19 protein-coding genes and 3 tRNA genes are annotated in these 23240 nt (G+C 48.2%); 8 read left to right on the top strand and 14 right to left on the bottom strand.

Annotation, left to right across the window (positions count from 1 at the left end; genetic code table 11):
• Positions 1-69: 69 nt before the first annotated feature.
• On the top strand, positions 70-2718 hold the full coding sequence (locus METMI_RS0101870; RefSeq protein WP_019864495.1) for a UPF0182 family protein: 2649 nt from the start codon (positions 70-72) through the stop codon (positions 2716-2718).
• Positions 2719-3068: 350 nt separating this feature from the next.
• Here the strand turns inward: METMI_RS0101870 and METMI_RS0101875 are convergent, their stop codons facing one another.
• The 12 genes from METMI_RS0101875 to orn form a co-directional block, all read right to left on the bottom strand.
• Complete coding sequence (locus METMI_RS0101875; RefSeq protein WP_019864496.1) at positions 3069-3455, bottom strand: hypothetical protein; 387 nt, start codon at positions 3453-3455, stop codon at positions 3069-3071.
• 205 nt (positions 3456-3660) lie between these two features.
• Complete coding sequence (locus METMI_RS0101880) at positions 3661-4050, bottom strand: hypothetical protein (RefSeq protein WP_019864497.1); 390 nt, start codon at positions 4048-4050, stop codon at positions 3661-3663.
• Positions 4051-4319: 269 nt separating this feature from the next.
• Positions 4320-4395 (bottom strand) — tRNA-Glu (locus tag METMI_RS0101890).
• Between the two features lie 46 nt (positions 4396-4441).
• Positions 4442-4517, bottom strand: a tRNA-Glu gene (locus METMI_RS0101895).
• A 24-nt stretch (positions 4518-4541) separates the two neighbouring features.
• Positions 4542-4617 (bottom strand) — tRNA-Ala (locus tag METMI_RS0101900).
• Between the two features lie 54 nt (positions 4618-4671).
• On the bottom strand, positions 4672-6069 hold the full coding sequence (gene gltX, locus METMI_RS0101905; protein WP_019864500.1) for a glutamate--tRNA ligase: 1398 nt from the start codon (positions 6067-6069) through the stop codon (positions 4672-4674).
• Positions 6070-6073: 4 nt separating this feature from the next.
• Positions 6074-6538 carry a tetratricopeptide repeat protein gene (locus METMI_RS0101910; protein WP_051102392.1) on the bottom strand — a complete coding sequence of 155 codons (465 nt, stop codon included), beginning with the start codon at positions 6536-6538 and terminating at the stop codon, positions 6074-6076.
• 62 nt (positions 6539-6600) lie between these two features.
• Positions 6601-7872 (bottom strand): serine--tRNA ligase, encoded by a 1272-nt coding sequence (gene serS, locus METMI_RS0101915; RefSeq protein WP_019864503.1) that lies wholly within the window; start codon positions 7870-7872, stop codon positions 6601-6603.
• Between the two features lie 66 nt (positions 7873-7938).
• Complete coding sequence (locus METMI_RS0101920; RefSeq protein WP_019864504.1) at positions 7939-8364, bottom strand: PIN domain-containing protein; 426 nt, start codon at positions 8362-8364, stop codon at positions 7939-7941.
• The gene (locus METMI_RS0101925) at positions 8361-9548 is read right to left on the bottom strand and encodes an AAA family ATPase (RefSeq protein ID WP_019864505.1); all 1188 of its coding nucleotides are present in this window, start codon (positions 9546-9548) and stop codon (positions 8361-8363) included. The genes METMI_RS0101920 and METMI_RS0101925 overlap by 4 nt, the downstream gene beginning before the upstream one ends.
• A 165-nt stretch (positions 9549-9713) precedes the next feature.
• Entirely contained in the window at positions 9714-10436 is a 723-nt protein-coding gene (crcB, locus tag METMI_RS0101930) for a fluoride efflux transporter CrcB (protein ID WP_019864506.1), read from the bottom strand.
• A gap of 2 nt (positions 10437-10438) precedes the next feature.
• Positions 10439-10984 carry an oligoribonuclease gene (gene orn / locus METMI_RS0101935; RefSeq protein WP_019864507.1) on the bottom strand — a complete coding sequence of 182 codons (546 nt, stop codon included), beginning with the start codon at positions 10982-10984 and terminating at the stop codon, positions 10439-10441.
• An 86-nt stretch (positions 10985-11070) separates the two neighbouring features.
• Between orn and METMI_RS0101940 the strand changes: the two genes are divergently transcribed.
• From METMI_RS0101940 to folP, 7 genes are all read left to right on the top strand, one after another.
• A complete protein-coding gene (locus tag METMI_RS0101940) occupies positions 11071-12318 on the top strand; it encodes a M48 family metallopeptidase (RefSeq protein WP_019864508.1) in 1248 nt (415 codons plus the stop codon).
• A complete protein-coding gene (gene rsgA, locus METMI_RS0101945; RefSeq protein WP_019864509.1) occupies positions 12318-13193 on the top strand; it encodes a ribosome small subunit-dependent GTPase A in 876 nt (291 codons plus the stop codon). The genes METMI_RS0101940 and rsgA overlap by 1 nt, the downstream gene beginning before the upstream one ends.
• Positions 13194-13428: 235 nt before the next feature.
• On the top strand, positions 13429-13878 hold the full coding sequence (locus METMI_RS0101950; protein ID WP_019864510.1) for a hypothetical protein: 450 nt from the start codon (positions 13429-13431) through the stop codon (positions 13876-13878).
• Positions 13879-14203: 325 nt separating this feature from the next.
• The gene (locus METMI_RS0101960; RefSeq protein ID WP_019864512.1) at positions 14204-14542 is read left to right on the top strand and encodes a type II toxin-antitoxin system HicB family antitoxin; all 339 of its coding nucleotides are present in this window, start codon (positions 14204-14206) and stop codon (positions 14540-14542) included.
• A 38-nt stretch (positions 14543-14580) separates the two neighbouring features.
• Positions 14581-16092, top strand: coding sequence for a YifB family Mg chelatase-like AAA ATPase (locus METMI_RS0101965; RefSeq protein WP_019864513.1), 1512 nt, complete (start codon positions 14581-14583; stop codon positions 16090-16092).
• Between the two features lie 125 nt (positions 16093-16217).
• Positions 16218-16985: an outer membrane beta-barrel protein gene (locus METMI_RS0101970; protein ID WP_019864514.1), complete on the top strand. Its 768-nt coding sequence runs from the start codon at positions 16218-16220 to the stop codon at positions 16983-16985.
• Positions 16986-17658: 673 nt separating this feature from the next.
• Positions 17659-18474, top strand: coding sequence for a dihydropteroate synthase (folP, locus tag METMI_RS0101975; RefSeq protein ID WP_019864515.1), 816 nt, complete (start codon positions 17659-17661; stop codon positions 18472-18474).
• A gap of 47 nt (positions 18475-18521) precedes the next feature.
• On the opposite strand, the gene METMI_RS0101980 is transcribed toward folP, so the two are convergent.
• Both METMI_RS0101980 and METMI_RS0101985 read right to left on the bottom strand, forming a co-directional pair.
• Positions 18522-20435: a proton-conducting transporter transmembrane domain-containing protein gene (locus METMI_RS0101980; RefSeq protein ID WP_019864516.1), complete on the bottom strand. Its 1914-nt coding sequence runs from the start codon at positions 20433-20435 to the stop codon at positions 18522-18524.
• Entirely contained in the window at positions 20432-23014 is a 2583-nt protein-coding gene (locus METMI_RS0101985) for a YbcC family protein (protein ID WP_019864517.1), read from the bottom strand. Before METMI_RS0101985 ends, METMI_RS0101980 begins: the two co-directional genes overlap by 4 nt.
• Positions 23015-23240: the final 226 nt, after the last annotated feature.

A 23240-nucleotide genomic window follows, 5' to 3' on the forward strand; every position in this document is an offset into this window, starting at 1 on the left:
TATTTTTCTATTAGCTTCTGTCGATAAAAGCTAATACAGGATCGGTTAACAAACTTTTAAGAGGACGGTATGGGGAAATTGAAGTCTTTACCCGCGTTGATTGGAGCCACGCTAGTCATCGTTGGCGTTTTATATATTGCGTTCCATTTCATATTTCTTGATCTGTTTGTCGATCTATGGTGGTTTCAGTCCTTAAAATTGGAAGCCTATTTCTGGCTAAAACTGTTATACAGGTTTTTCCTGTCAGGCGCAGTCACCCTAGCTTTTTTTACCATTTTCTTTCTGCATTTTTGGATTGCCTCTGGCTTTTTAGGCCTAAACCCTCCCGATGAAGTGCGTCACGACGCGGCCAAACGCCGGAAATTCCAAAGTTTTGCCAATACCTTCATGAGCGGTTCGGCAAAGGTTTACACGCCAATTTCATTGATATTGGCCATTTTTATCGCCATCCCTTTTTATACGCAATGGGAAACATCGTTGCTGTATTTTTTCGGCGCCGACTCCGGGGTAAGCGAAACGGTTTACGGCAAGGATGTCAGTTTTTACATGCTGTTTTACCCTACTTACCAACTCATCCAACAAGAACTGCTGACTACCGCTATCTTGATATTTGGCATGGTGACGGCCTTATATTGGCTGGAACACACGCTCATTCCTAATCAGCGCAAAGAATACCCCCTAGGTGCGAAAATCCATTTGACGCTGTTGATTGGCTTCGTCGTCGCATTTGTGGTTTGGGGCTTTATGCTGCAACGGTTTGCCCTGCTTTACAACGGCAGCCATGAACCCGTTTTTTATGGCCCTGGATTTGTCGAACTGCGCTATCAGCTGCCGTTGATATGGTTGGCCGTCGGCACGTTTTTAGCTACCGCCCTCTCCGCCAGCTTATATATTTTTTCCCCAAAACACCGCATTAAAACCCCGTTTATCTTATCCCTATCGGCGTTTTTGTTCGCTTTGGCGCTACCCAACATCGAGTTCATCCCGCAAATCATCCAACGCTATATCGTCAACCCTAATCCGGTCAAAGCTGAAAAACCGTTTATCCAACACAATATCAACGCCACGTTGGATGCCTATAAGTTGCGCAATATCAAACAAATGGATGTGTCGATTAATTTGAACGCCGCCAAAGACATTGAAACCTGGGGAACACAAAAACGCTTCGAGAATATTCCGGTTTGGGATCGGGAGTTTATTATCGACAGCTACCGGCAATTGCAGGAAATACGGCCTTACTACCGCTTCCGGTCGGTTGATGAGGACCGTTATTTTGTGCTTGACCACACCCGGCAAGTCAATATTTCCGCACGCGAAATCAATATTTCCAAACTACCTTTGGAAGCGCAAAACTGGGAAAATATCCATTTGCGCTACACCCACGGCTATGGGGCGGTCGTGACACCTGCGGCACAAGATGCTGACAAGCCGCAAGTCTGGTATTTACGGGATTTGAACATGAGCTCCGAAGTTGGCTTCAACGTCAAGCACCCTGACATTTATTATGGCCAGGAGCAATTTGATTATGCCATCGTGCCTAACAATCTCGACGTGGTCGGCATTGCCGGAACCGACCCAAGCTTGACCGAAGCCTACCATGGCAAGGGCGGCATACCTATCCCGTCGTACTTCCGAAAAGCCTTATTCGCGCTGTATCTGAAGGATGAAAAAATCTTTTTTTCATCCAACATTTCCACGGAGAGCAAGCTGAAAATCTTCCGTAATATCAACGAACGGGTCAATAAGTTAACCCCATTTTTACATTTGGACAAAGACCCTTATCTGGTCATGACCAATGACCGGTTTTACTGGATGATGGATACTTACACCTTGTCCGATAAATATCCGGTCTCCAAACCCATGGACGATGATTTCCAAGAAGGCAAGCAGCATTTCAATTACATCCGCAATTCGGTGAAAGTGGTGGTTGATGCATTTGATGGTGATGTGGATTTTTATATTGCCGACAATAAAGACCCGATTATCCAAGCCTACAGCAACGCTTACCCAAGCCTGTTTAAACAATTGGAGGACATGCCGGCAGAATTACGCCAACATCTACGCTATCCACGCGACTTGTATTATGTGCAGATGCAGATATATGCCAAATACCATCAGAATAGCCCGGAATTGTTCTATGAGCAGGCGGAAACCTGGCAGTTTGCCAATGTGCGTGACAAAGCGGTGATGCCTTACTACCAAACTATGGACTTTGGCAATTGTAATGACAGTGAAGAATTTGTGCTGATTGACCCGATGACCCCGGTCAATCGAAGCAACCTAAGCATGATAGGTATCGCCGGCACACTGGACAGCAAAACCTGTGGCACGGATTACCAGCCTAATATCACGGTGTATAAATTCGGCAAGGAAGTGCAAGTGAACGGCCCTGCGCAGATCGAAGCGCTCACGCAACAAGTCCCTGAAATATCGGCCCAATTCACATTATGGGGGCAATCTGGTTCGGTCGTCGAAATGGGGCGCATGGTGATCTTGCCTATGGGCAACACAGTGCTGTACGTGCAACCCATTTATATCGCCTCAACCAAAAACAAAATGCCGGAATTGACCAGGGTGATTGTGTCAATTGGTAATGAAACGGTTATGGACAAAACTTTGTCAGGGGCATTTGATAAGCTGAAACAAATTTTCATCAAAAATGCCGAAGTCAGCATCAACTCGGAAACCAGACAAACACCGGCATCAACACCCAATTAAAGCATAGGGCCATCGGACACCTCCTTTAGGATATAAGGCTCTGCGTATTCTAAAGGGGCATCTATGCAGGGCTTGGTCGTGGATGAAGGACGCGGGCGACGACAGAACAGTTGATGGCCGCCAGGAAAGTTTTTCGCAACTAAAATAGAATGCCCCCTATTTTATCTTCCGCGAAAAAACCTGACGCGCCCGTACTTGTTCTAAATTTTAATAAGATAACCGGATAGGGTCTTATTCTGGAGAGGGGAGGCTGTTTGCCAAGTCAAGGCAAACAGCATTTAAGGCAGGATATTCTTATTTTAAACCCTACAAAGAAACCTACAAAAGCTTCCAGTATGGCCTTATACGGCTTACAGCATTCCTTTCAGATCTTGGAAGCCTTTATAAGCGTTTCTCAATTCTTGCTCTGCTTCTTGTAAAGCATTTTCTTTAGCATGGGCACGGGCAGCCTTCAATTTGTTGTTCGCTCTTGAGCGCGCCATATCAACCTTGTCGTTAGCATTGATTTCTTTGCTGGCATCCAATGCATCCTTAATTAATTTCGCCACTGTTTCGCCATCTGAACCAGTAGAAACGGCATCAATAGCGATTTTTACTTTAGCCGCTACCATATCAATCGCTTCGGCAGGAGCATATGTGATTCTGCCTGGATCAGTTTCAGCAACAGCGATAGTTGAAACGCCACCAATAGCAGATGCGATCACTAAAGAAAGCAGGATTTTTTTCAAGTTTTTCATATTTCACTAGTCCCCTAGTTGTTATTATCATAAAAATTTTGCCAGCATAATGATTATTTACGATTATGTGACAAAATTATTTTATCATATTTTAAAATTTTTTAACCTTGCAAAGCTTTTAAAAATGGCTTTTCGGGTATATTTTTTATCCCACAAGCCAGACCCGTTTATTGGCCCAATAAAACGGGTCTGGTCAGATAACAGCCTACTTGTGGTTTTTGTCGTATATTTCTTTCATTTCTTTATAACCCGCCAAAGCTTCCCTTAATTTCGCTTCAGCTGGCTGTAATTCGCCGTTTTCAAAGCTATCACGCGCAATTCTCAATTTATCATTAGCTTTTTGACGTTGACGCTCGGTGATTTCGTAACGGAATTCTTTTTGGAGCTGACGTGCGTCGTTAATGGTTTTAACGATGTCTTTTTTGTCCGCGCCCTTTTCCACCAAGCTAACCGCTTCTTCAATTTTAGCAATAGTGCCTTCTGCCGCGGACGTCACCGCAGCCTCACCTTTTGCTTCAGCGAAAATGGGCGATGAAGCCAATGCCATCGCTGCCGCCATAGCGAAAGAAATTGCGGTTTTTTTCAATTGTTTCATTAAATTAAGCCTCTTTAGTTAAAATTTAGTATGAACCTAGCAAATCAATCAGCTTGTACAAAAAAAGCGGACAATAAAATCAAGTGGCTATATTCAGCTTGGGATTTTAGCATAGAATCCCCCCTTAAAAGCCAGCGCGCACGCTTAAGGGACAAAAAATTATCAAAATAGTCAGCAAGGCAGTATCCGGCACCGCCTAAATTGGAAAAAACCATTTTGCAAATCGACGGGCATAAAAAAGGCCATCAATAAGATGGCCTTTTTAAATATGGCGTCCCCAAGGGGGTTCGAACCCCTGTTACCGCCGTGAAAGGGCAGTGTCCTAGGCCGCTAGACGATGGGGACTAAAACTTGTTTAGTCAAGACCTAATTAAAGTGGTAGTAGCTATTATGGCGTCCCCAAGGGGGTTCGAACCCCTGTTACCGCCGTGAAAGGGCAGTGTCCTAGGCCGCTAGACGATGGGGACTAATCTTTAAACAAATCTAGCATTTGGTGGAGCCAAGCGGGATCGAACCGCTGACCTCTTGCATGCCATGCAAGCGCTCTCCCAGCTGAGCTATGGCCCCCTCAGTAAAGAACCGGTATTCTACAGGAATTACGCCTAATGTCTAATACTAATTTCACTTTTTTATATAGGTGATCGCCCTTTTTATTCTGGCTAAGGTTTTTTCCTTACCTAACAAGGACAAAGTGACATCTATTGCAGGTGAAACGCCCGAACCACAAATCGCAACCCGCAAAGGCTGCGCGACCTTGCCCATGTTTAGCGATAGCGTCTCTGCAAGATTGGCGATAATTTCATGCAATTGCCCACCCTGCCAATCCGTTACAACAGCAAACTCGTCATAAATACGCGCCAGAACCTCTTCTGAACCCGCCGTAAACGCTTTCTTGGCGGCCTTGTCATCGTAGGCATCAAACTCTTTATAAAAATAGACACTAGCGTTAGCCATTTCCACCAAGGTTTTGCTCCGCTCCCTTTGCGCTTTTACTATGTCAACTAAATTTGGCCCATCTGCGGCATCTATCCCTAACTGCTCGATATGCCAGTTCAAATGCTTAGCGACATGCACAGGGTCGCCATGCATCATGTACTGATGGTTTAGCCATAAGAGTTTGTCCGGATTAAATGTCGAAGGCGACCCGTTCACATCATCCAATTCAAAAAACCCAATCATTTCCTCCATGGAAAAAATTTCCTGGTCACCATGGGACCAGCCCAGGCGCACAAGATAATTCAGCAGGGCTTCCGGCAAATACCCGTCATCACGGTACTGCATGACACTGACCGCACCATGGCGTTTTGACAAGCGTGCGCCGTCCGCACCCAAAATCATCGGCAAATGCGCGTATTTGGGCAATGTTGCGCCCAAGGCCGCCAAAATGTTCATTTGCCGGGGCGTATTGTTGATATGGTCATCACCACGGATGACATGGGTCACCCCCATGTCCATATCATCAACCACCACGGTCAGGTTATAGGTCGGCGTACCGTCACCACGGGCAATAATTAAATCATCCAGTTCCTTATTGGCGACCACAATTTCGCCTTTGACCAAATCCGGGATAGTCACGGCACCATCCACCGGATTTTTAAACCGGATGACCGGCTCCCTACCCTCAATCGCCACGGCATGTTCGCGGCACTTGCCGTTATAACGCGGCTTTTCCTTGTTTGCCATTTGCTCGGTGCGTAAGGTTTCCAGCTCTTCTTTGCTGCAATAACAATAGTAGGCATCGCCTTGCGCCAGCAATTGCTGTATCACTTCCTTATAACGGCCGAAGCGTTGGGTTTGGTAATACGGGCCCTCGTCATAGCCCAGCCCCAGCCAATCCATGCCTTGCAAAATGGCATCAACGGATGCTTGCGTGGAACGCTCCAAATCGGTGTCTTCAATGCGTAAAATGAATTTGCCGCCATGTTTACGTGCATACAACCAAGAAAACAAAGCGGTGCGGGCGCCGCCGACATGCAGATAGCCCGTGGGGCTGGGGGCAAAACGTGTGGTGATTGTCATCGGATTATTTTGTCAGTAAGATTTTTTTAGCGTATTCGGTTGGAATTTGTTTGGCGGCATTTAAGCGCATTCTTTGGTAACTGAACGCCACCCCACCAGCCGCCACAGGGTTTTTGCCTAAAATAGCCAGGGAGGCGGTATGGCCTTGGGCGGCGGCCTTTTCATACCACCCGGTTGCCGTTTTCACATCGCTTTTCACGCCTATGCCGCGGTCATACAACGCGGCGACCAGCACCTGGGCATCCACATAACCTTGGGTTGCGGCTTTTATCAGCCATTCGGCGGCTTGTTGTTCATCCTTTTCCTGACCGTTACCCAGCAAATACATCGCACCCAATTTTGCTTGGGCTTTGGCATCGCCTTGGATAGCAGCCGCTTGCACAGAGTCTTCCGGCACCGCTTCTTCCGCCCATGCCGTACCCAGCGTCAACAGCGACACTAACAACAACCATTTACACATTTTTTTCATAAAATCCACGCCATTATTATTATTAAAAAAACCCGGCAATGAAACCGGATGTATGCAGCGTTTTAGCCAATAACCGTCAAACCGCCCATATAAGGCAGCAAGGCTTCGGGAATATGGATGCGGCCTTCAGCGTCCTGGTAGTTTTCCATCACGGCAATCAATGTCCGGCCTGCCGCCAAGCCGGAACCGTTCAAGGTATGCACCAATTCCGGCTTGCCAGTTTCAGGGTTACGCCACCGTGCTTGCAGGCGACGGGCTTGGAAATCCTTGAAATTGCTGCAAGAAGAAATTTCCCGATAAGCCCCTTGCCCTGGCAACCAAACTTCCAAGTCATAGGTTTTATTGGATGAAAACCCGGTGTCACCCGCACACAAGAGCATTTTCCGGTAAGGCAAATTGAGTTTTTTAAGGATGTTTTCCGCATGTTGCGTCAATTCTTCATGGGCTTGCACGGAATCTTCCGGCTTGACGATTTGCACAATTTCGACTTTTTCAAACTGATGTTGGCGAATCATGCCGCGCACATCACGCCCATAAGCACCGGCTTCGCTACGGAAACAAGGGCTGTGGCAAACGAATTTCAATGGCAGTTCTTTTGCATCAATAATGGTGTCACGAACAATGTTAGTGACAGGCACTTCGGCAGTCGGGATCAAATATAACGGCGGCTCATCCTGGGCTTTGAACAAATCGGCGGCAAATTTTGGCAATTGGCCAGTGCCGTACAAGCTTTCGGCGTTGACCAAAAAGGGCACATAGGTTTCCGAATAACCATGCTCGGACGTGTGCGTGTCCAACATCAATTGGATAATCGCCCGTTGCAAACGCGCCAGCGGGCCGTTCAATACAACAAAGCGGCTACCGGCGATTTTCACGCCCAACTCAAACTCCATCCCTTTGGTGGTGCCCAAATCAACATGGTCTTTAGGCGTAAAATCAAACTTGGGCAATTCGCCCCAGCGGCTGATTTCCAGGTTCGATTCTTCATCTTTGCCATCCGGCACAAATTCATCAAGGATATTGGGGATACCTTCCATCAACGCCGCCATCGCACCTTGGATGTCCGCCAAAGCGGTTTCCGCCGTTTTCAGCCCGTCCACCAAATGTTGGACTTGCGCCATCAACCCATCAACGTTCTCGCCCTTGGATTTCGCCAAGCCTATCGCTTTCGAACGGCTGTTGCGCTCATTTTGCAATTCTTGGGTTTTCATTTGGATAGCTCTGCGTTGGCTTTCCAAAGCTTCATAAGCACTGGCATCAAACGCAAAATTCCTGCGTTGCAATTGCGTTGTGACAAAATCTAGTTCGGTTCTGAATAAACGGGGGTCTAGCATAGTTACCTTAAATAAGTGGAATGTTATAAATAAATGCGGTGCTGCATTAATGTTCAGCTGGAAAAATCAAGCTCCGCTTGCAAGCCAATCAGGATAAATATCAGTCAATTTTTCCATATCGCGATCATTTGCCAACAACTCAAGTCCGTAATGCTTCGCCGTAGCGAAATGCAGAAAGTCTATAGCTGCACAGGTGTCTTGTCCCTTGAGGGTTACGCCTTTAGATTGACAATATCTTGATAAGCCAATCGCCTGCTCATAAATATAGGGATTAATATCCAAAAACGTAAATCCATCAAATATCTCCTTCAATGCGTCAAAGTCCTTGCGATGCGATAACTTCACTGTCCGCAAAGTTTCCAAATACACCAAACGATTGACAAAAATCTCGCTGTCTTCATCTTCTAAAATCGGTGCCAGCTTACTGATAGCTTCGGGTTTTTTCTTATCAAACGCGTCAATAATCAAATTGGTGTCGATAAAATAATTCATTGCCCCTCTTCCGGTAACGAATTGATAAGGTTCAACAACAATTTCTTCGCTTTTTTCTGTTTTTCTTTATCGACATGGGCAATTTTGTCTATATTTAAATCGACCCCAAAAAACTCGGTCACAATATCATTTAAAAAATAGTTTTCGATATGATTAATCGTTTTAGTTTTGACCATATCACCTTCACGCACCAGTTCGTAACCTTCCCCGCCTTTTAAACCCGCCAAAACCAAGGGCGAATGCGTGGAAATGTAAAACGTAGTTTTTGGAAAAAATTCGCGCAAAATGCCAATGATTTTTGTTTGCCAACTAATGTGCAGGTGTGGCTCTATTTCGTCTATAAAAACAATGCCTTCAACTTCATTTAGATTGGTTTCATTTGTCCAGCCACTGTAACCAGCAATGATTTCTTGGAAGATTTTGATGATGGAAACGTAACCAGTGGAGAGTTTATCGAGCGGAATGTTATTTATATAGAGTTGACCTTCTGAAAAGGTTATTTTTAATGAAACATCGCCATTTTCATTTTTTGTAACCAAATTCAGGTCTGGTTCCAGTTTATCTATCAGTTGTAAGACAGTAACGGCTTCTTGCGTTTTGTCTTGGTTTGTTATTACAAAATTCGGATTAATGATTAATCGGGATGCAAACCAATCTGCAATCTCTTGATGTTCTAAGCCTTCTCCGTCTATATATCTCAACGTGCGGTCAAAGCTTTCTACAAAACGATTTTGACGATCAGATAGAATTTTAATGTTGTTAGTATCGATATTTTTAGTGAAACCGCGATTTTTTGCGCCGATAAAAATTATTGGTAGATCACATACAAATGAAGTAATTCGATTTGAAAGGAGATACTGAAAGGTCATAAAGCCCCAATGATCACGAATTCTGTCTTTAATCTTAATGCTATTTAGCTCTATATCTGTCGGTAGTTTTATTGTGTGTGCATTAAATTTATCGTAAATAACTTTTTCCCTGCATAAGCTTGCGTATTTTAAATTTGAGTCAGGACTTTTAAAAATTGAATGGCAATAAATCAACGACTTCGCCATATTTTCCAACAACTGCGTCTTACCAATCCCATTCTTGCCAATAAAACAATAAATCTGTTTATCGGTCTCCAAATTTATATCGAAGTCAAAACCAACACCTAATTGCTCTGTTTTAAATGAGGTAATCATAATTTTTCCATTGCAATTTCATTGGGTCATTACGGATCAAGCGGCAAAACGCGCCAGATTTATCAACAGATTTTGTCAGAAACGGGATGCACACAAAATGGCTTGACAAAAAAGCCCATCAATTTGGAGTAAAAACCATGTTTTTTTACTCTGCTAACTTCGGCTTCATCTAGCCAATGGCAAAAACGCATCAAGCTGCTTAACAGCCCACCAACCTAACCACATCACCAGTACGCAAACGCCTGTATTACCGATAATACCAATCAGCAAAGCCCGCGCATGTCCGGTGTGGGTATAACCGTGTTCCAGCAAATACAACAAAACATATAAACCTGAAAGGCTTAGGTACGCACCGACAATAACCACCACTAGCGTCAATTGATGTTCGATAGTCATTTGGATTTTGGGCAACAGGAGGCTAGCGACCAAGCTAATTAACAACGCACCTAGGGCATTGACGCCAATCAAACCATAAGGAAACATCCCATCCGTCCAGATGATCGCTTTGCCTGTCAAAGCCTTGCCGCACAGCAAGCCCAGCCAAATCGCCAACAGACACGCGATGACACTGACCGCAATATTCAACGCCGCCTTGCTGAATTGGTTTTGTTCCAGCAGATAAACGGTTTCTAAGGAAAACGTGGAAAAAGTGGTGAACGCGCCGATAAAGCCAACCAATATCGCCGCGCGGTAATCCAGAGCAAAGGCGATGCGGTTCAGCACCAAGGCTTCGGTCAGCAGGCCCAGCAAAAACGAGCCGATGATATTGACCGCCAAGGTACCGTAAGGAAAACCCCGCCCCAACCAGTGATAAATCCCCGTAGAGACTAAAAACCGCAACACCGCGCCAAAAGAACCGCCCAAAGCAACGGCAAACAGTTGGTTCATGGCTAGAATTTAAGGAAATGCGTCCGGTAATAACGCAATTCTTCAATCGACTCGATGATGTCGTCCAAGGCCTGATGCTTGGCCTGTTTATTAAAGCCTTGCTTAAGCTCAGGGGCCCAGCGTGCGGCCAGTTCTTTCAAGGTGGACACATCAATGCTGCGGTAATGGAAAAACGCTTCCAGTTGGGGCATGTGGCGGAACAAAAAGCGGCGGTCTTGGCCAATGGTGTTGCCGCACATAGGGGATGTCCGCTCGGGAACCCATTGCTTGAGGAATTCAACCGTCATCGCTTCGGCTTCGGCATCGTTGATAGTTGAAGCTTTGACCCGTCCAATCAGGCCAGATGCGCCATGATGCTCTTGGTTCCAATCATCCATCGCCGCCAAGGCTTCGTCTGATTGGTGCACGGCGATCACAGGGCCTTGCGCCAAAATGTTCAGTTCTTTGTCGGTGATTATCGTCGCCATCTCAATGATGAGGTCGGTATCAGGATTCAGACCGGTCATTTCCAAGTCTATCCAGATAAGGTTTTGGGTGTCCTGCGCCATGTCGATTCCGTTGTGTTTAATCTTGCGCTTAGTGTAGCATTGGGTAAACTGAACGTCTAACCCTTAAACCTCACCTGTTTGCCTGTATGAATACCTTCACGCTGTTTTTTTTGTTTGCCCTGGCCTTATCCTTTGGTATCGAATTTTGGCTGGCAAAACGCCAGGCCAGCTACGTTGCCGCCCATCGCCATGAAGTGCCGGAAGCCTTCCGCACCAGCGTTTCTTTGGAAGCCCACCAAAAAGCTGCCGATTACACCTTGGCAAAAGGTAAGCTCGGTGATATTGACAGGGTCATCAGCACGGCCATGTTGTTGTTGCTCACCTTGGGGGGGGGCATCAACCTCGCCTTTGCCTGCTGGCCGCAGATAGTTGGCTCGCCATTCATGGCGGGCATTTTGGCGACGGCAAGCCTGCTCTTGGTTATGACACTGGCCGAAATCCCCACCCAACTGTACCAAACCTTTGTCATAGAAGAAAAATTCGGCTTCAACAAAAGCACCGTACAACAATTTGCCAAAGACCAAGCCCTGCAACTGGCCTTAGGCGCAGCCATCGGCTTGCCTTTACTGGCGTTGATTTTATGGGTGATGGACAGCATCGGTTCGTCCTGGTGGTTGTGGGCCTGGGCGATTTTGATGGGCTTCTCCTTATTGATGAGCTGGCTGTTCCCCACCCTGATCGCGCCGCTGTTCAATAAATTCACACCTATGGAAGACGGTTCATTGAAAGACCGCATCCAAAGTTTGCTGGCACGTTGCGGATTCAATAGCCAAGGCATTTTCATTATGGACGGTTCCAAACGTTCGGGTCATGGCAACGCTTATTTCACGGGCTTGGGCAATAACAAACGGATCGTGTTTTATGACAATTTGGTCAATTCTTTAGACGAAGAAGAGCTGGAAGCGGTATTGGCGCATGAGTTAGGGCATTTCAAACGTAAACACGTCATTAAAATGCTGGTCGCCAGCTCCATCATGAGCCTGATTGGTTTTGCCGTGTTAGGTTGGTTGATCGACCAAGACTGGTTTTACACAGGTCTGGGTGTCAGCATTGAGCAAAAATCCAACGCCGCCGCTTTGATGTTGTTCATGCTGGTGTCGTCTACATTCACCTTTTTCATGCAACCGATCACCGCGTTTTTCCAACGCCAGTTTGAATTTGAAGCCGACGATTTCGCCGCGCAAAATTCCCAAGCCAGCAAAATGATTAGCGGCTTGGTGAAATTATACGAAGAAAACGCCAGCACCTTGACCCCCGATCCTTTGTATTCCGCCTTCCACTACAGCCATCCGCCAGCGGCAATCCGCATCGCCCACCTGACCGCCAAAGCCTGATGGCGGCGGACTTGCTCCAAGGCCTGGTCATCGCCCACTTAGGCCAAGGTATCGCCGTTGAAGTGAACGGCATCATCTGGCTCTGCCAAACGCGACGGAAAGTGGACACCGTCGCGGTGGGTGATCAAGTGACATTATCGGAAGCCGGCCTGTTACAAGGCCGCATTGAAGAAATCCTCCCGCGCCGCTCGGTGCTGCTGCGTCCTAGCCGAGGCGACAAAGCCCGCCCCGTCGCCGCCAATATCGACACCGTGTTTGTCGTCTTCGCCACCGAACCCTTTTGTGATTTTTTGTTGTTGGACCAATATCTGGCGATTTGCGAAAACCACGCTTTCGGCGCGGCCTTGGTGCTGAACAAAACCGACTTGCCGCCTTCGCCGGACATCGAACAGGAACTCCGCATTTACCAAGAACTGGGCTATCCCTTGTATCGCGTCAGTGCCACCACCGCGAATGGCTTGGACGATTTGAAACAGGCTTTAAACCAGCAAACCAGCATTTTCACCGGACAATCCGGTGTCGGCAAATCCTCGTTAACCAACGCGCTGATTCCCGATAAGGAACTCAAAACCAACACCATTTCCGCCACCACCAAACACGGACGGCACACCACCACCGCCGCCACCTTGTACCATTTGCCCGACGGCGGTGATTTGATCGACAGCCCCGGCGTGGCGATTTTTGGCCTTGCCGATATGAACCATAATCAGCTGGCTCATGGCTACCGCGAATTCCAGCCTTTGTTGGACAGATGCCGATTTAACGATTGCAGCCATGTTTCGGACAAAGGCTGTGCGGTCAGGGCGGCGGCTGAACAAGGGGATATTGCACTAACGCGTTATCAGCGGTTTTTGAAATTGCGGGAGAAGATGTGAGCTGTTTAAAATCAGAATTGTGTTGTACAGTTAAGACTTAAACTAACTTTGCAAAGAGGGTAACAATGAAAAATAATAATGCCACCATCACAGCCCTGCTGTGTTTTGCATTAGGAATATTTTCATTGTGTCCTGAAATCTCCATAGCCTGCAAATCACGAGTCGATTTCCCCTCTTTTTCTGCAGATGAAATTAATAGTTATTCCCCAATTTACGTTAGCCCGCATATCAAGCTATGACTACTCGCCCTCCCTCGCAAAACCAAATATCATTAGCAAGTGTTCTTGATCTCGACGTCAGCGACGACACCTTTGATGTTGCCGCCGCTCGGCTTATGGATGCTGTTGCGCCGGCAATCGGGTATAAGCCAGCCGAGCAATCGAGCGAACGTCAACGAGCATTTGCCCAATCGCTGGGGCAAGATGTAATCGAAGACTCCAAGCGAGTAGCAAGCGCAAAGATAGGCGAAGCGCTGTTTGCGAAAAATCAAGACGCAATTGTTTCACTGAATTTGAAACCGGGTGACAGCGTTGTTCGTGTTGAACATTTCGAGTTTGAGGGAGAAATGCGCACAGTCGAACAAGAATTTGTCGTTTCATCCATCCAGCCCAATGGGCGTGTTTTCTTCAAGGGCGGCAATGGTCAGGGCGCTTGGCCTACACAGCTAAAGAAACATGCGGGTTAACCCAGCAATCGGTCGGTACTGCATAAAAGCACGCAGCCCCTCACTTTTACGTTATCCATGTCGAGAAGGTAAATCCTCTCCAACCCGCTTGGACAAAACTGGTATGCACCTCCATTTAGCTTTAATGGAGGCATTATTGCTCGTTTCGCCCGTTCCCAAGCTCCATGGGAATGACGTTTTGGAAGCTCCAGTTTCCAGTATTATCGAAGCTAGAGCTTCTAGGACTTGAGTTCCCAAGCCAGAGCTTGGGAACTAGCAAAAACACCATCAAGGCTTACACCAAAAAAGACATCATCAACGAATTGAAAGCTAAAGGTTTTTTAAAATGACACATTTCAATTACAAAGGTTATCAAGGTAGCGTAAAAGTCAGCGTTGAAGATCACTGCCTACATGGCAAAATTGAATTTATCGGCGATTTGGTCAATTACGAAGCTGAAACTGTTAGCGAGTTGGAAAAGGAGTTTAGGTTGGCGGTGGACAGTTATCTGGAAACTTGCAAAGCCACGGGCGTAGAACCTAAAAAACCATTCAAGGGTTCGTTTAATGTCAGAATTGGTCGTGAGCTTCACGAAAAAGCGGCAAAACGGGCAACTGACATTGGTAAGTCATTGAATGAATATATAAAAGACATTGTAAAAACCGATACTGAATCACACGCTTAAATCAATATGATTGTTTACCTTGCCCCATTCCCTATGCCATGTCATCCCTAGCCGTCATCTACAGCCGGGGCCGCTCCGGTATTGACGCGCCACTGGTCACCGTCGAAGTGCATGTCTCCAATGGTTTGCCTGCCCTGTCAATCGTCGGTTTGCCCGAAACGGCGGTGAAGGAAAGCAAGGATAGGGTGCGCGGGGCTTTGTTGAATTCGCAGTTTGATTTTCCGATGCAGCGCATCACCATCAATTTGGCCCCTGCGGATTTACCGAAAGAAGGCGGACGATTTGATCTAGCCATCGCGCTAGGGATTTTGGCGGCTTCGGGGCAGATCCCTACAGCGCGGTTGGCGGACTATGAATGTGTCGGCGAATTATCATTAGGCGGGGAATTACGGCCTGTCATCGGTGTGTTGCCTGTTGCTTTGCAAGCCCGTAAGCAAGGGCGGAAACTGATCGTACCTAAGGAAAACACTGCCGAAGCGGCCTTAGTGAAGGGCTTGGAGATCATTCCTGCCGACCATTTATTGCAAATCTGTGCGCATTTGAGCGGACAGACGCAAATCGACATGGAGTGCCAACAAATTGAACCCGAACCAACCCTGCATGAATTGGATTTTGCCGATGTGCATGGGCAATATCACGTCAAACGCGCGTTTGAGATTGCCGCAGCGGGGTCACATAACATCCTGATGCTGGGTCCGCCGGGTACGGGCAAATCCATGATCGCCTCGCGTTTGCCGACCATTTTACCTTTATTGACCGAACAACAGGCACAAGAAACTGCCGCGATTGCGTCAATTAGTGACCAAGGCTTTGATGTCAATAATTGGTTGAAACCACCCTTTAGATCACCGCACCATACCGCTTCGGCGGCGGCCTTGGTGGGTGGCGGCAGTAACCCTAAACCTGGGGAAATTTCCTTGGCACATAATGGCACTTTATTTTTGGATGAACTGCCAGAGTTTGACCGCAAAGTCTTGGAAGTTTTACGCGAACCCTTAGAAACCGGACATATCACTATCTCCCGCGCCAACCGCCAGGCCGATTTTCCGGCGCGTTTCCAATTGGTTGCGGCAATGAACCCTTGCCCTTGCGGCTATTTAGGTGATGCGTCGGGACGTTGCCATTGCTCATCTGAGCAAGTCGCCCGTTATCGCGGACGCATTTCCGGCCCCTTGCTAGACCGTATCGACATGCACTTGGAAGTGCCGCGTGTGCCGCATGAAGTGTTGCGTAAAGGTTCGGCGACTGGGGAAGAAAGCAGCGCGGCGATCCGGGCACGGGTGGTGGCTGCGCGGAATGTCGCCTTAGGGCGTAGCGGCAAAGCCAACTCGGCTTTGGGTGCGAAAGAAGTCAAAGTTGTTTGTGAATTGCCGGAAGCCGGACACCTTTTGCTGGAACAGGCGATGGACAAATTTGGCCTGTCGAACCGCGCTTATCACCGTATTTTAAAACTCGCCCGCACCATCGCCGACCTCGCGCAATCGCCACAAATCCAAACCTCCCATTTAAGCGAAGCGATTAGCTACCGCAAATTGGACAGACGCCCATAAGCATCTGCTTAAGCAACCTTTGCCAGAAATAACACAAAAATGGTAAGGTAAGCGTTTTTATCAGCCCAAAACGGGACGACCAAAAGGTTTTGGGCTTCCCTTAACCCCCCACAGGAAACTTATAAATGAAGCGAAACACCATAATTGCCAAGGGTGCGTTGACCGGAACAACAATGCTTTTGTTGTTGTCCGGGTTGCTTTCAGCCCCGTTAGCGAATGCCGAAATTTCTTTAGGGTTGTATGCCGGACAATCGTTCACCGACAATGGCGACCTGAACTTGACCCAAGGCAAAACCAACCTGAATTTCAGTGACGTAAGCTGGGATGACAAATCTTTCGAAGAGCCTATCTTTTACGGTGCGCGCATAGGTTATTGGTTTGAGGATGCGCCAAACTGGGGTTTATCCATTGACTTTGCCCATCTCAAAAACTATCTGGAATATGATAAAAACGCCCAAGTGAGTGGCACTGACGCGAATGGAAACAGCGTGAATGGCGTAGAACCCATCAGCAACCACATCCAAGATTTCAACATGTCCCACGGTGTGAACACCCTGACCTTTAACGGCCAATACCGCTGGTTCCCTGCCGGGCAACGCGACCAAACCTTGTTAGGCCGGATGCAGCTGTACACTGGCTTGGGGGCCGGTTTCAGCGTCCCCCACGTCGAGGCGATGATCAATGGCGTACAAACTTATGAATATCAAGCGGGCGCCGGCCCTGTCGTCAATGGCATGATGGGCATCAATTATGACATCTATAGCTTTATCTCAGGCTTTGCCGAATACAAATTGACCTACGTTGATGTTGAAGATGATTTGACAGGCGGCGGCACCATCAGCACCGAAACGGTTAACCATCAGCTTATTTTTGGTCTGGCGGCGCATTTTTGATTTATGATTTGACGGCCTAAGTTTTCCAAAACCACAGCCCACCAAAGCCCCGGTTGTTTTGCCACAACCGGGGCTTTTGTTTTGGCTATGTCACCGTTAGTTGTTGAAAAAATTTTATGTTCGGCGCAAAGCCTTATTTAATGCGGATTGCGGCTTTCGCTCAAAGCCGCGTCATTTAAGGCTTCCACAATTAACGGCGACATAGCCTTTGTTTTAGGCCCAACCCGATTGACGCCCCGCTGAACGTATAAACTTCAGCAATGCGGCATTGCTTTCTTAGCCACACGGGACAGCCCCTGCTTTCATAACAAGTGGCGTGGCCGGCTAAAAGTCAAGAAAAACGGTATGGCTGGCCCTATCCAACAGAGCATTTAACCCATACCGACAAGGTGATCGTTGCGCAAACGCATTGACAAAAGGGGGGAATGGAAACACTTACGTTGCCGGAGGTGGCAGCCGCGCCCCTGTGGCTTATTGAATGTCCGGCACCACAGCCATAAGCCAACCATTTTTTGCCAACTCCCATACAACTTCGACATATTCGCATATTCAATGGGTAGGGGGACGGCCTATAATGGCCGGTTAGGATCGTTCCTTGGCCGTTAAGGCCGGCCATTGATAGCCAGCTTTTACCCAAACCTTCACAACACTATGTACACAGGAGCTTTACACCATGTTCAACCCGTTTTACAAACCGCTCATCATGGGGATTTTAAATATCACGCCGGACAGTTTTTCCGATGGGGGGCGTTACAGTGATTTGGAAAGCGCGGTTCAACAAGTGCAAAAGATGTTGCGGGAAGGCGTGGACATCATTGATATCGGTGGCGAATCGACCCGCCCTGGAGCCGACCCGGTCCCTGCCGATGAACAAATCCGCCGTGTCGTTCCGGTCATCACGGCAATCCGCCAATTTACCGACACGCTGATTAGCATAGACACCACGTCCAGCGAAGTCGCCAAAGCGGCCATAGAAGCAGGGGCGAACATGATCAATGATGTTTCAGGCGGCCTGAATGACAGGGAAATGCTGGCATTGGCCGCAGAAACCGATGTGCCGATCATTTTGATGCACAGCCAAGGTTCGCCTAAAACGATGCAGGACAGCCCTTACTATGAGGATGTCGTCCGTGAAGTGCTGGAAGCCTTGCAACTACGGGCGGCGGCGGCATTGGCGGCGGGGGTCAAAAAAGAAAACATCGCCATTGACCCGGGCATTGGTTTTGGCAAGCGCAAACAGGACAACCTGGATTTGCTTGCGCATTTGGAGATTTTTGTGGGTTTAGGTTTTCCGGTGTTGCTAGGGACTAGCCGCAAACGCTTCATGGGCAGCATCTGTGACGTGTCGGAACCGGCCGAATTGGTCACGGCGACGGCAGTGACCACAGCTTTGGGGGTAATGGCAGGCGTTAAGGTGTTCCGCGTCCATGATGTGCGGGAAAACCGCCAGGCGGCGGATGTGGCATGGGCGATTAGGCAGCGAGGTTAACAGGCCTGTTGTAAAGGCGCCGCTTTGCAGCGCCTTTACAATACGGATCATTTATTCGACTTAAAAATCGCCTGTAACGCCGTAATTTCAGCATGGTCAGAAACTTCCGTAGGCCTGCCCATGCATAAGCGCAGGAACACCCTTGCCCCGGCAATCCCGTTAATCACAAAGGAAATGGCGATTAACGCCGCGATCCAGGCATGTTGCGTGCTGGCATGGTAAAGCAATAAATCTTCACCGATAAAAGCCGGTGTAATCGGAAAACCTACCAAACCCAGGAAGCTCAAAAACAACAGCATCGCCAAACCCGGATAGGTTTCCGCCATCGCACGGTAGGCAAAGGGCGAATCGGCAAATTGCTTTTTGCCGGGCAGTTTGCTTAACACCAACAAGCCCAACAGCCATGACGGGACGATGCCGGTCATAAATAACAAAATATCAAACCGGGCGATGGGCTGGAGCAACCACACGGCCACCGCCGCCAACAAACAGCTCATGGCGATGGCGTTCCAAACCCAGAGAAAACTATGTTTCTGGCTGAACGCACTGAGTGAAGACAAAACCATCATCAACGCGACGGGAATCGCCATAAAATGCATGGACATAAGGCCAAAATGGATGAGCGAGCCAAAAACGGCGAACACGCCACCGCCCACCAGCAATTTTTCCCAGATTTTACAGGTGTTGATAGTGGCGCCGATCCGTTTTAAGGGCGTCCATAATACCGAACGCACCAGCCGCTCCAGATTGCCTTCCTGCAAAGCAAACACATACAAGGTGTTTTGCAAAACTTCCGGCAAGGTGTCGCGGATGGACACGGGCAAATAGGTCTGCATGTTTTGGGTATTAAAGCCCATGCCGGTGTCAATCGCCCCTTCCACCCGCAACATGTGGGCGACAATGGATGGCGACACCAATAATTGGTAACAGCGCAAAAACGCATTGCCCAAGAAATGGAACAACACCAAAGTTTCAAAACCAGCCGCCAATTCCATAAACATAATGCCGACCTGGGTGATCGACGCATAAGCAATCTGGCCTTTGATGTTGGATTGGGTTTTTTCAGAGAGGCTGGCGACCACCACCGTCAACAGGCCGATACCAAACACAATCAGGCGCGTGAAAATATGGTAGCTCCAGATCGGCGTGGTGCGCAGCAACAAGAACACGCCCAAATGCACGGACAACGCCCCGTAGAAAATCGCGCTCGACGGCGTCGGGCCTTCCATTGCCCTAGGCAGCCAAAAACAAAAAGGGAATTGCGCCGATTTTCCCGATGCGGCAATAAAAATCAACATGGACATCAGCAACAAGGCCGGGTAACTGGCGGGTGACGGCGCACTATGCTCAAACAACACCGCCAACTGGCTGAAATGGTCGCTCTCATGGAACAACAAATGGCTCATCCAGGCGCCCAGCAACAGGCCGATGTCGCAAAACCGATACACCGTATAGGCCCTTAAGGCATTGCGCACAGGCTGGACACGGTGGCGGTAAAAGGCGATCAATAAAAACGACGAAATGCCGACAATTTCCCAACCCGCAAACAGCATGTCGATGGATCCTGACAAAATGACCATGTTCAAACCAAAGGCAAACCCGAAAATGGTCAGAAAGAAACGTTTGTATCCCGATTCACGGTGCAGGTAGTTACGGCAATAGCGCACGATAATCGAAAAAATGACCCATATCGCAAACAGATAAGCCGCACCCACTTCATCCAAATAAAACAGGATAGGGAAGCGGTAGCTGCCATGTTCATACAGAGTAAACCATTCAAATTCGTAGCCCGAAAACCCGTGCTTGGCCCAAGCCACCAGCAACGCCAAGATGCTCAGGCCCATGGCATGGGTAGCCCAGAAACTGATCGTGGCTATGCTTTTTTCGTTGTTGCCCAACAACGCAATGAGCAGCAAACCCACCAACGGCAAAAACTGGCAAGTTAATAACAGTAAATTCATGAGGCTCTCCGTAATTGATGGACAGGAATGGTGGCTTTTTGCCCGGCAGTGATCGCTTCCGAACACACCTCCGCAGGCACCTCACCCATCATTGATAAGTCCACGGCTTCCCAGCCGGTGCTGAAATAATAAAACAACTCGCGGCTGACCGGATGGCAGGACACCAGCCTTACCCAGCCGTTATCCAGCCACTCGGTCAATTCCCCGAGTTTGGCGAACGCCTGGTCCAAAATGTTTGTGGTTTGTTCTATCACAATCAGCAATCGTGCCGGTTCATGGACTTCAATCATTTGCGACGGCAAGCCCGTGCGCAAATCGCCTTCCACGCCATTGGCCACGCCCAGCAAGCCGATGACGTTATGCGGCAGCTTTGTCCCGGCGCCATACACCGAGTTGTCAATGCGTGAAAACAGATATTCCAGATTGATGCCGCCACACACCGGAATGACCGCCGACAGGATTTTCACAATCAACGTGCCGTCAGGATCGGAATCGGGATTGTAGGAATGCAGGAACGCTCGGCGGTCAAGGAACAAACCCTCGGTCAAGCTACGCCTGCCGACAATGCTGTAAAGGTTGTTGGAATGGTTCAGCTCAGGACGCGGTTCAAATATTGATGTCGCCCTGGAAATGACATGTTCGTGCGCTATGTCGTAGGGCGCAGATTGCGGCCCCAATTCAAACCACCGGCAACGTTCCTGGGCATTTTTATCCAGGGCTTCTTGCATGGCTTGCTGGAATGCCGGCAAATTATAGATGGCTGCTTCTGGAAATAAGTGCTTGTCAAAATAAGTGATTTCATCACGGCTAGTGTTGTGCAGCGCAGGGATAAAATAAGTCTGATCCGGAATGCTGATCCCCCGCTCGCTGAGGATGGCACGCACATTCCCATGATTCGCCATCCAGGCAAAAGCCCGCGCATTCGGCGCCCCTGGCTTGCCGGAACAAGCCCCGCAATCATAAGCGGCAAAATGCGGATTATTGGTGCTGCTGGAGCCATGCGCCACAACCACGACTAAAGGCGCGAAATCTTTGGTCAGGCCGATATTGCGCAGCAGCCCTTCGATCTTGTCGGCCATTTCCGTAAACGAAAACCCCAGCATTTTCCCGTCTTCCGTGGGCTCATCGCTTTCGCGTAACAAGTGCAAATGGGTATGTGCATCCACTTCACTGAGCTTTTTGATTTTCAGTAACTGTGAGCCAGGCCGGAAAACCTCCCAAATCATCCGTGCGGCATAACCGATACCCAAAACCTGGGTAAACAACCAGCCACGCAACAGCGAATGAGGTTTGATATGCAACGCAGAAAAGCTGTCCGCCACCGAGTTTTTTGGGACATCCTCGGCCAAGTTCGACTCCATGACCAAATGCTTGGGATTAATGATGTTCGGGCACTGGGCCACCGGATAGGCATCGTCAAAACCTTGGTAAAGGAAATCAATGCCAAAAAAACCGGCCGCCCCGAAAGTCTCAATCCCATCATGAGTTTCTTCCAAGTGCCGGCGTAAGGAGCATTCACGGTCATCAATACAAAAAAAGGCTTGGGCTATCGGTTTGGGTTTTTCTGCTTCCCCAATGGGACGGGGTTTTAAAGCCGCCAAAAACTCGGCATGAAGCGAGAATTCCATGGCTTCATGCCAAACTATCAGATGCAACGGAGTAGTGATTTTTTCTTCATAATCGCTCAATAAGGGCAATTCAGTTAAGTTCGGTAACTTTGCAATACAAACAAAATCCCCGCCCCGTCTTTTCTGTATAGTGGCAAGTTCCGCAACTAACTCTACGGCAATCAATTCTTTTAAGGAAATTTGGCGGCGTTCCAACAAAATTTTCGGGTCAAGTTCGATAAGCCGGACCATACCCGCCCAACCAGGATGCGCCAGTAACATTTCCAGCAAATACTGTTCATAAAGGGTTTCGGTACCGACGATTTTTTGTAGGCAAGTCAATATGACCGCATCGGGATCAAGATCCAATAAATCCCTGACGCTGGCCTCATGAAAAGGATATAAGGGCAAAAAGCTATTTTGCGCCAGCCGCCTGATGCAATCCCAGAAACTTTCATTTGGCTTAGGCATCGTCCAACGGCTAATGCCTTGATCTAAGAAATTCGCCAATAAGCGGAACATAATCGGCTGCACCAGCGAATTCAGGTCGACTTCAACATGCGTCAACCAACGGTTGCGGATACCATGGTTAGCCAAAGACACGGGCGGATAATGCACGGTGTCATCGGCAATAAACAGCCTTTCCCTTAAGGCCTCCGCACCTTTATCGCTACAGTCGGAATGCGCTATCGCCCAATCAACCGCAAAATCTTTGATCCGCCCCTCGCGGTATAAATTCTGGTAGTCCGCCAACGGCAAATAGCTACGCGCACCAAATACTTTCGCCGCTATCGCCACGCCTTTGTGGAACGGGTGATGCTGGACGGCATGCAAAGTGTTGTGATGGATAAAATCCTTAATCGGCCCCTGGGTTGGCAACCAGTGGGCAATCGCGTCAATCGCGTTATCAAGGTTGAATGGGACTTCGCCTGTTGGCGAAACATGATGGATGTGGGAATGGGTGGCCGTCATCGCATGAAACCTGCAAAGTAAAGCGGAATTGCTATGGTTTTACAGTAAGCATAATGTGTGCCTGATATTAAGTTATTAATTTAAATGAAATTTATTTTAGCAGAGCATTTCCATTGGTGGCATTGGCCCATACGGCGGTTGATTTCAACCATTATTACCCGCCTTAACAACAAAAATACATTAACCTAATGCAATCAGTTAGTTACCTAAAGTAATGGCAAAAATC

Origin of the sequence: Methylovulum miyakonense HT12 (assembly GCF_000384075.1) — a bacterium.
Lineage (GTDB): Bacteria > Pseudomonadota > Gammaproteobacteria > Methylococcales > Methylomonadaceae > Methylovulum > Methylovulum miyakonense.

Excerpts from the sequence above, each read along its gene's own strand:
- METMI_RS0101870 (WP_019864495.1), top strand. The coding sequence starts at position 70 with ATGGGGAAATTGAAGTCTTTACCCGCGTTGATTGGAGCCACGCTAGTC.
- METMI_RS0101875 (WP_019864496.1), bottom strand. The coding sequence starts at position 3,455 with ATGAAAAACTTGAAAAAAATCCTGCTTTCTTTAGTGATCGCATCTGCT.
- METMI_RS0101880 (WP_019864497.1), bottom strand. The coding sequence starts at position 4,050 with ATGAAACAATTGAAAAAAACCGCAATTTCTTTCGCTATGGCGGCAGCG.
- gltX (WP_019864500.1), bottom strand. The coding sequence starts at position 6,069 with ATGACAATCACCACACGTTTTGCCCCCAGCCCCACGGGCTATCTGCAT.
- METMI_RS0101910 (WP_051102392.1), bottom strand. The coding sequence starts at position 6,538 with ATGAAAAAAATGTGTAAATGGTTGTTGTTAGTGTCGCTGTTGACGCTG.
- serS (WP_019864503.1), bottom strand. The coding sequence starts at position 7,872 with ATGCTAGACCCCCGTTTATTCAGAACCGAACTAGATTTTGTCACAACG.
- METMI_RS0101920 (WP_019864504.1), bottom strand. The coding sequence starts at position 8,364 with ATGAATTATTTTATCGACACCAATTTGATTATTGACGCGTTTGATAAG.
- METMI_RS0101925 (WP_019864505.1), bottom strand. The coding sequence starts at position 9,548 with ATGATTACCTCATTTAAAACAGAGCAATTAGGTGTTGGTTTTGACTTC.
- crcB (WP_019864506.1), bottom strand. The coding sequence starts at position 10,436 with ATGAACCAACTGTTTGCCGTTGCTTTGGGCGGTTCTTTTGGCGCGGTG.
- orn (WP_019864507.1), bottom strand. The coding sequence starts at position 10,984 with ATGGCGCAGGACACCCAAAACCTTATCTGGATAGACTTGGAAATGACC.
- METMI_RS0101940 (WP_019864508.1), top strand. The coding sequence starts at position 11,071 with ATGAATACCTTCACGCTGTTTTTTTTGTTTGCCCTGGCCTTATCCTTT.
- rsgA (WP_019864509.1), top strand. The coding sequence starts at position 12,318 with ATGGCGGCGGACTTGCTCCAAGGCCTGGTCATCGCCCACTTAGGCCAA.
- METMI_RS0101950 (WP_019864510.1), top strand. The coding sequence starts at position 13,429 with ATGACTACTCGCCCTCCCTCGCAAAACCAAATATCATTAGCAAGTGTT.
- METMI_RS0101960 (WP_019864512.1), top strand. The coding sequence starts at position 14,204 with ATGACACATTTCAATTACAAAGGTTATCAAGGTAGCGTAAAAGTCAGC.
- METMI_RS0101965 (WP_019864513.1), top strand. The coding sequence starts at position 14,581 with ATGTCATCCCTAGCCGTCATCTACAGCCGGGGCCGCTCCGGTATTGAC.
- METMI_RS0101970 (WP_019864514.1), top strand. The coding sequence starts at position 16,218 with ATGAAGCGAAACACCATAATTGCCAAGGGTGCGTTGACCGGAACAACA.
- folP (WP_019864515.1), top strand. The coding sequence starts at position 17,659 with ATGTTCAACCCGTTTTACAAACCGCTCATCATGGGGATTTTAAATATC.
- METMI_RS0101980 (WP_019864516.1), bottom strand. The coding sequence starts at position 20,435 with ATGAATTTACTGTTATTAACTTGCCAGTTTTTGCCGTTGGTGGGTTTG.
- METMI_RS0101985 (WP_019864517.1), bottom strand. The coding sequence starts at position 23,014 with ATGACGGCCACCCATTCCCACATCCATCATGTTTCGCCAACAGGCGAA.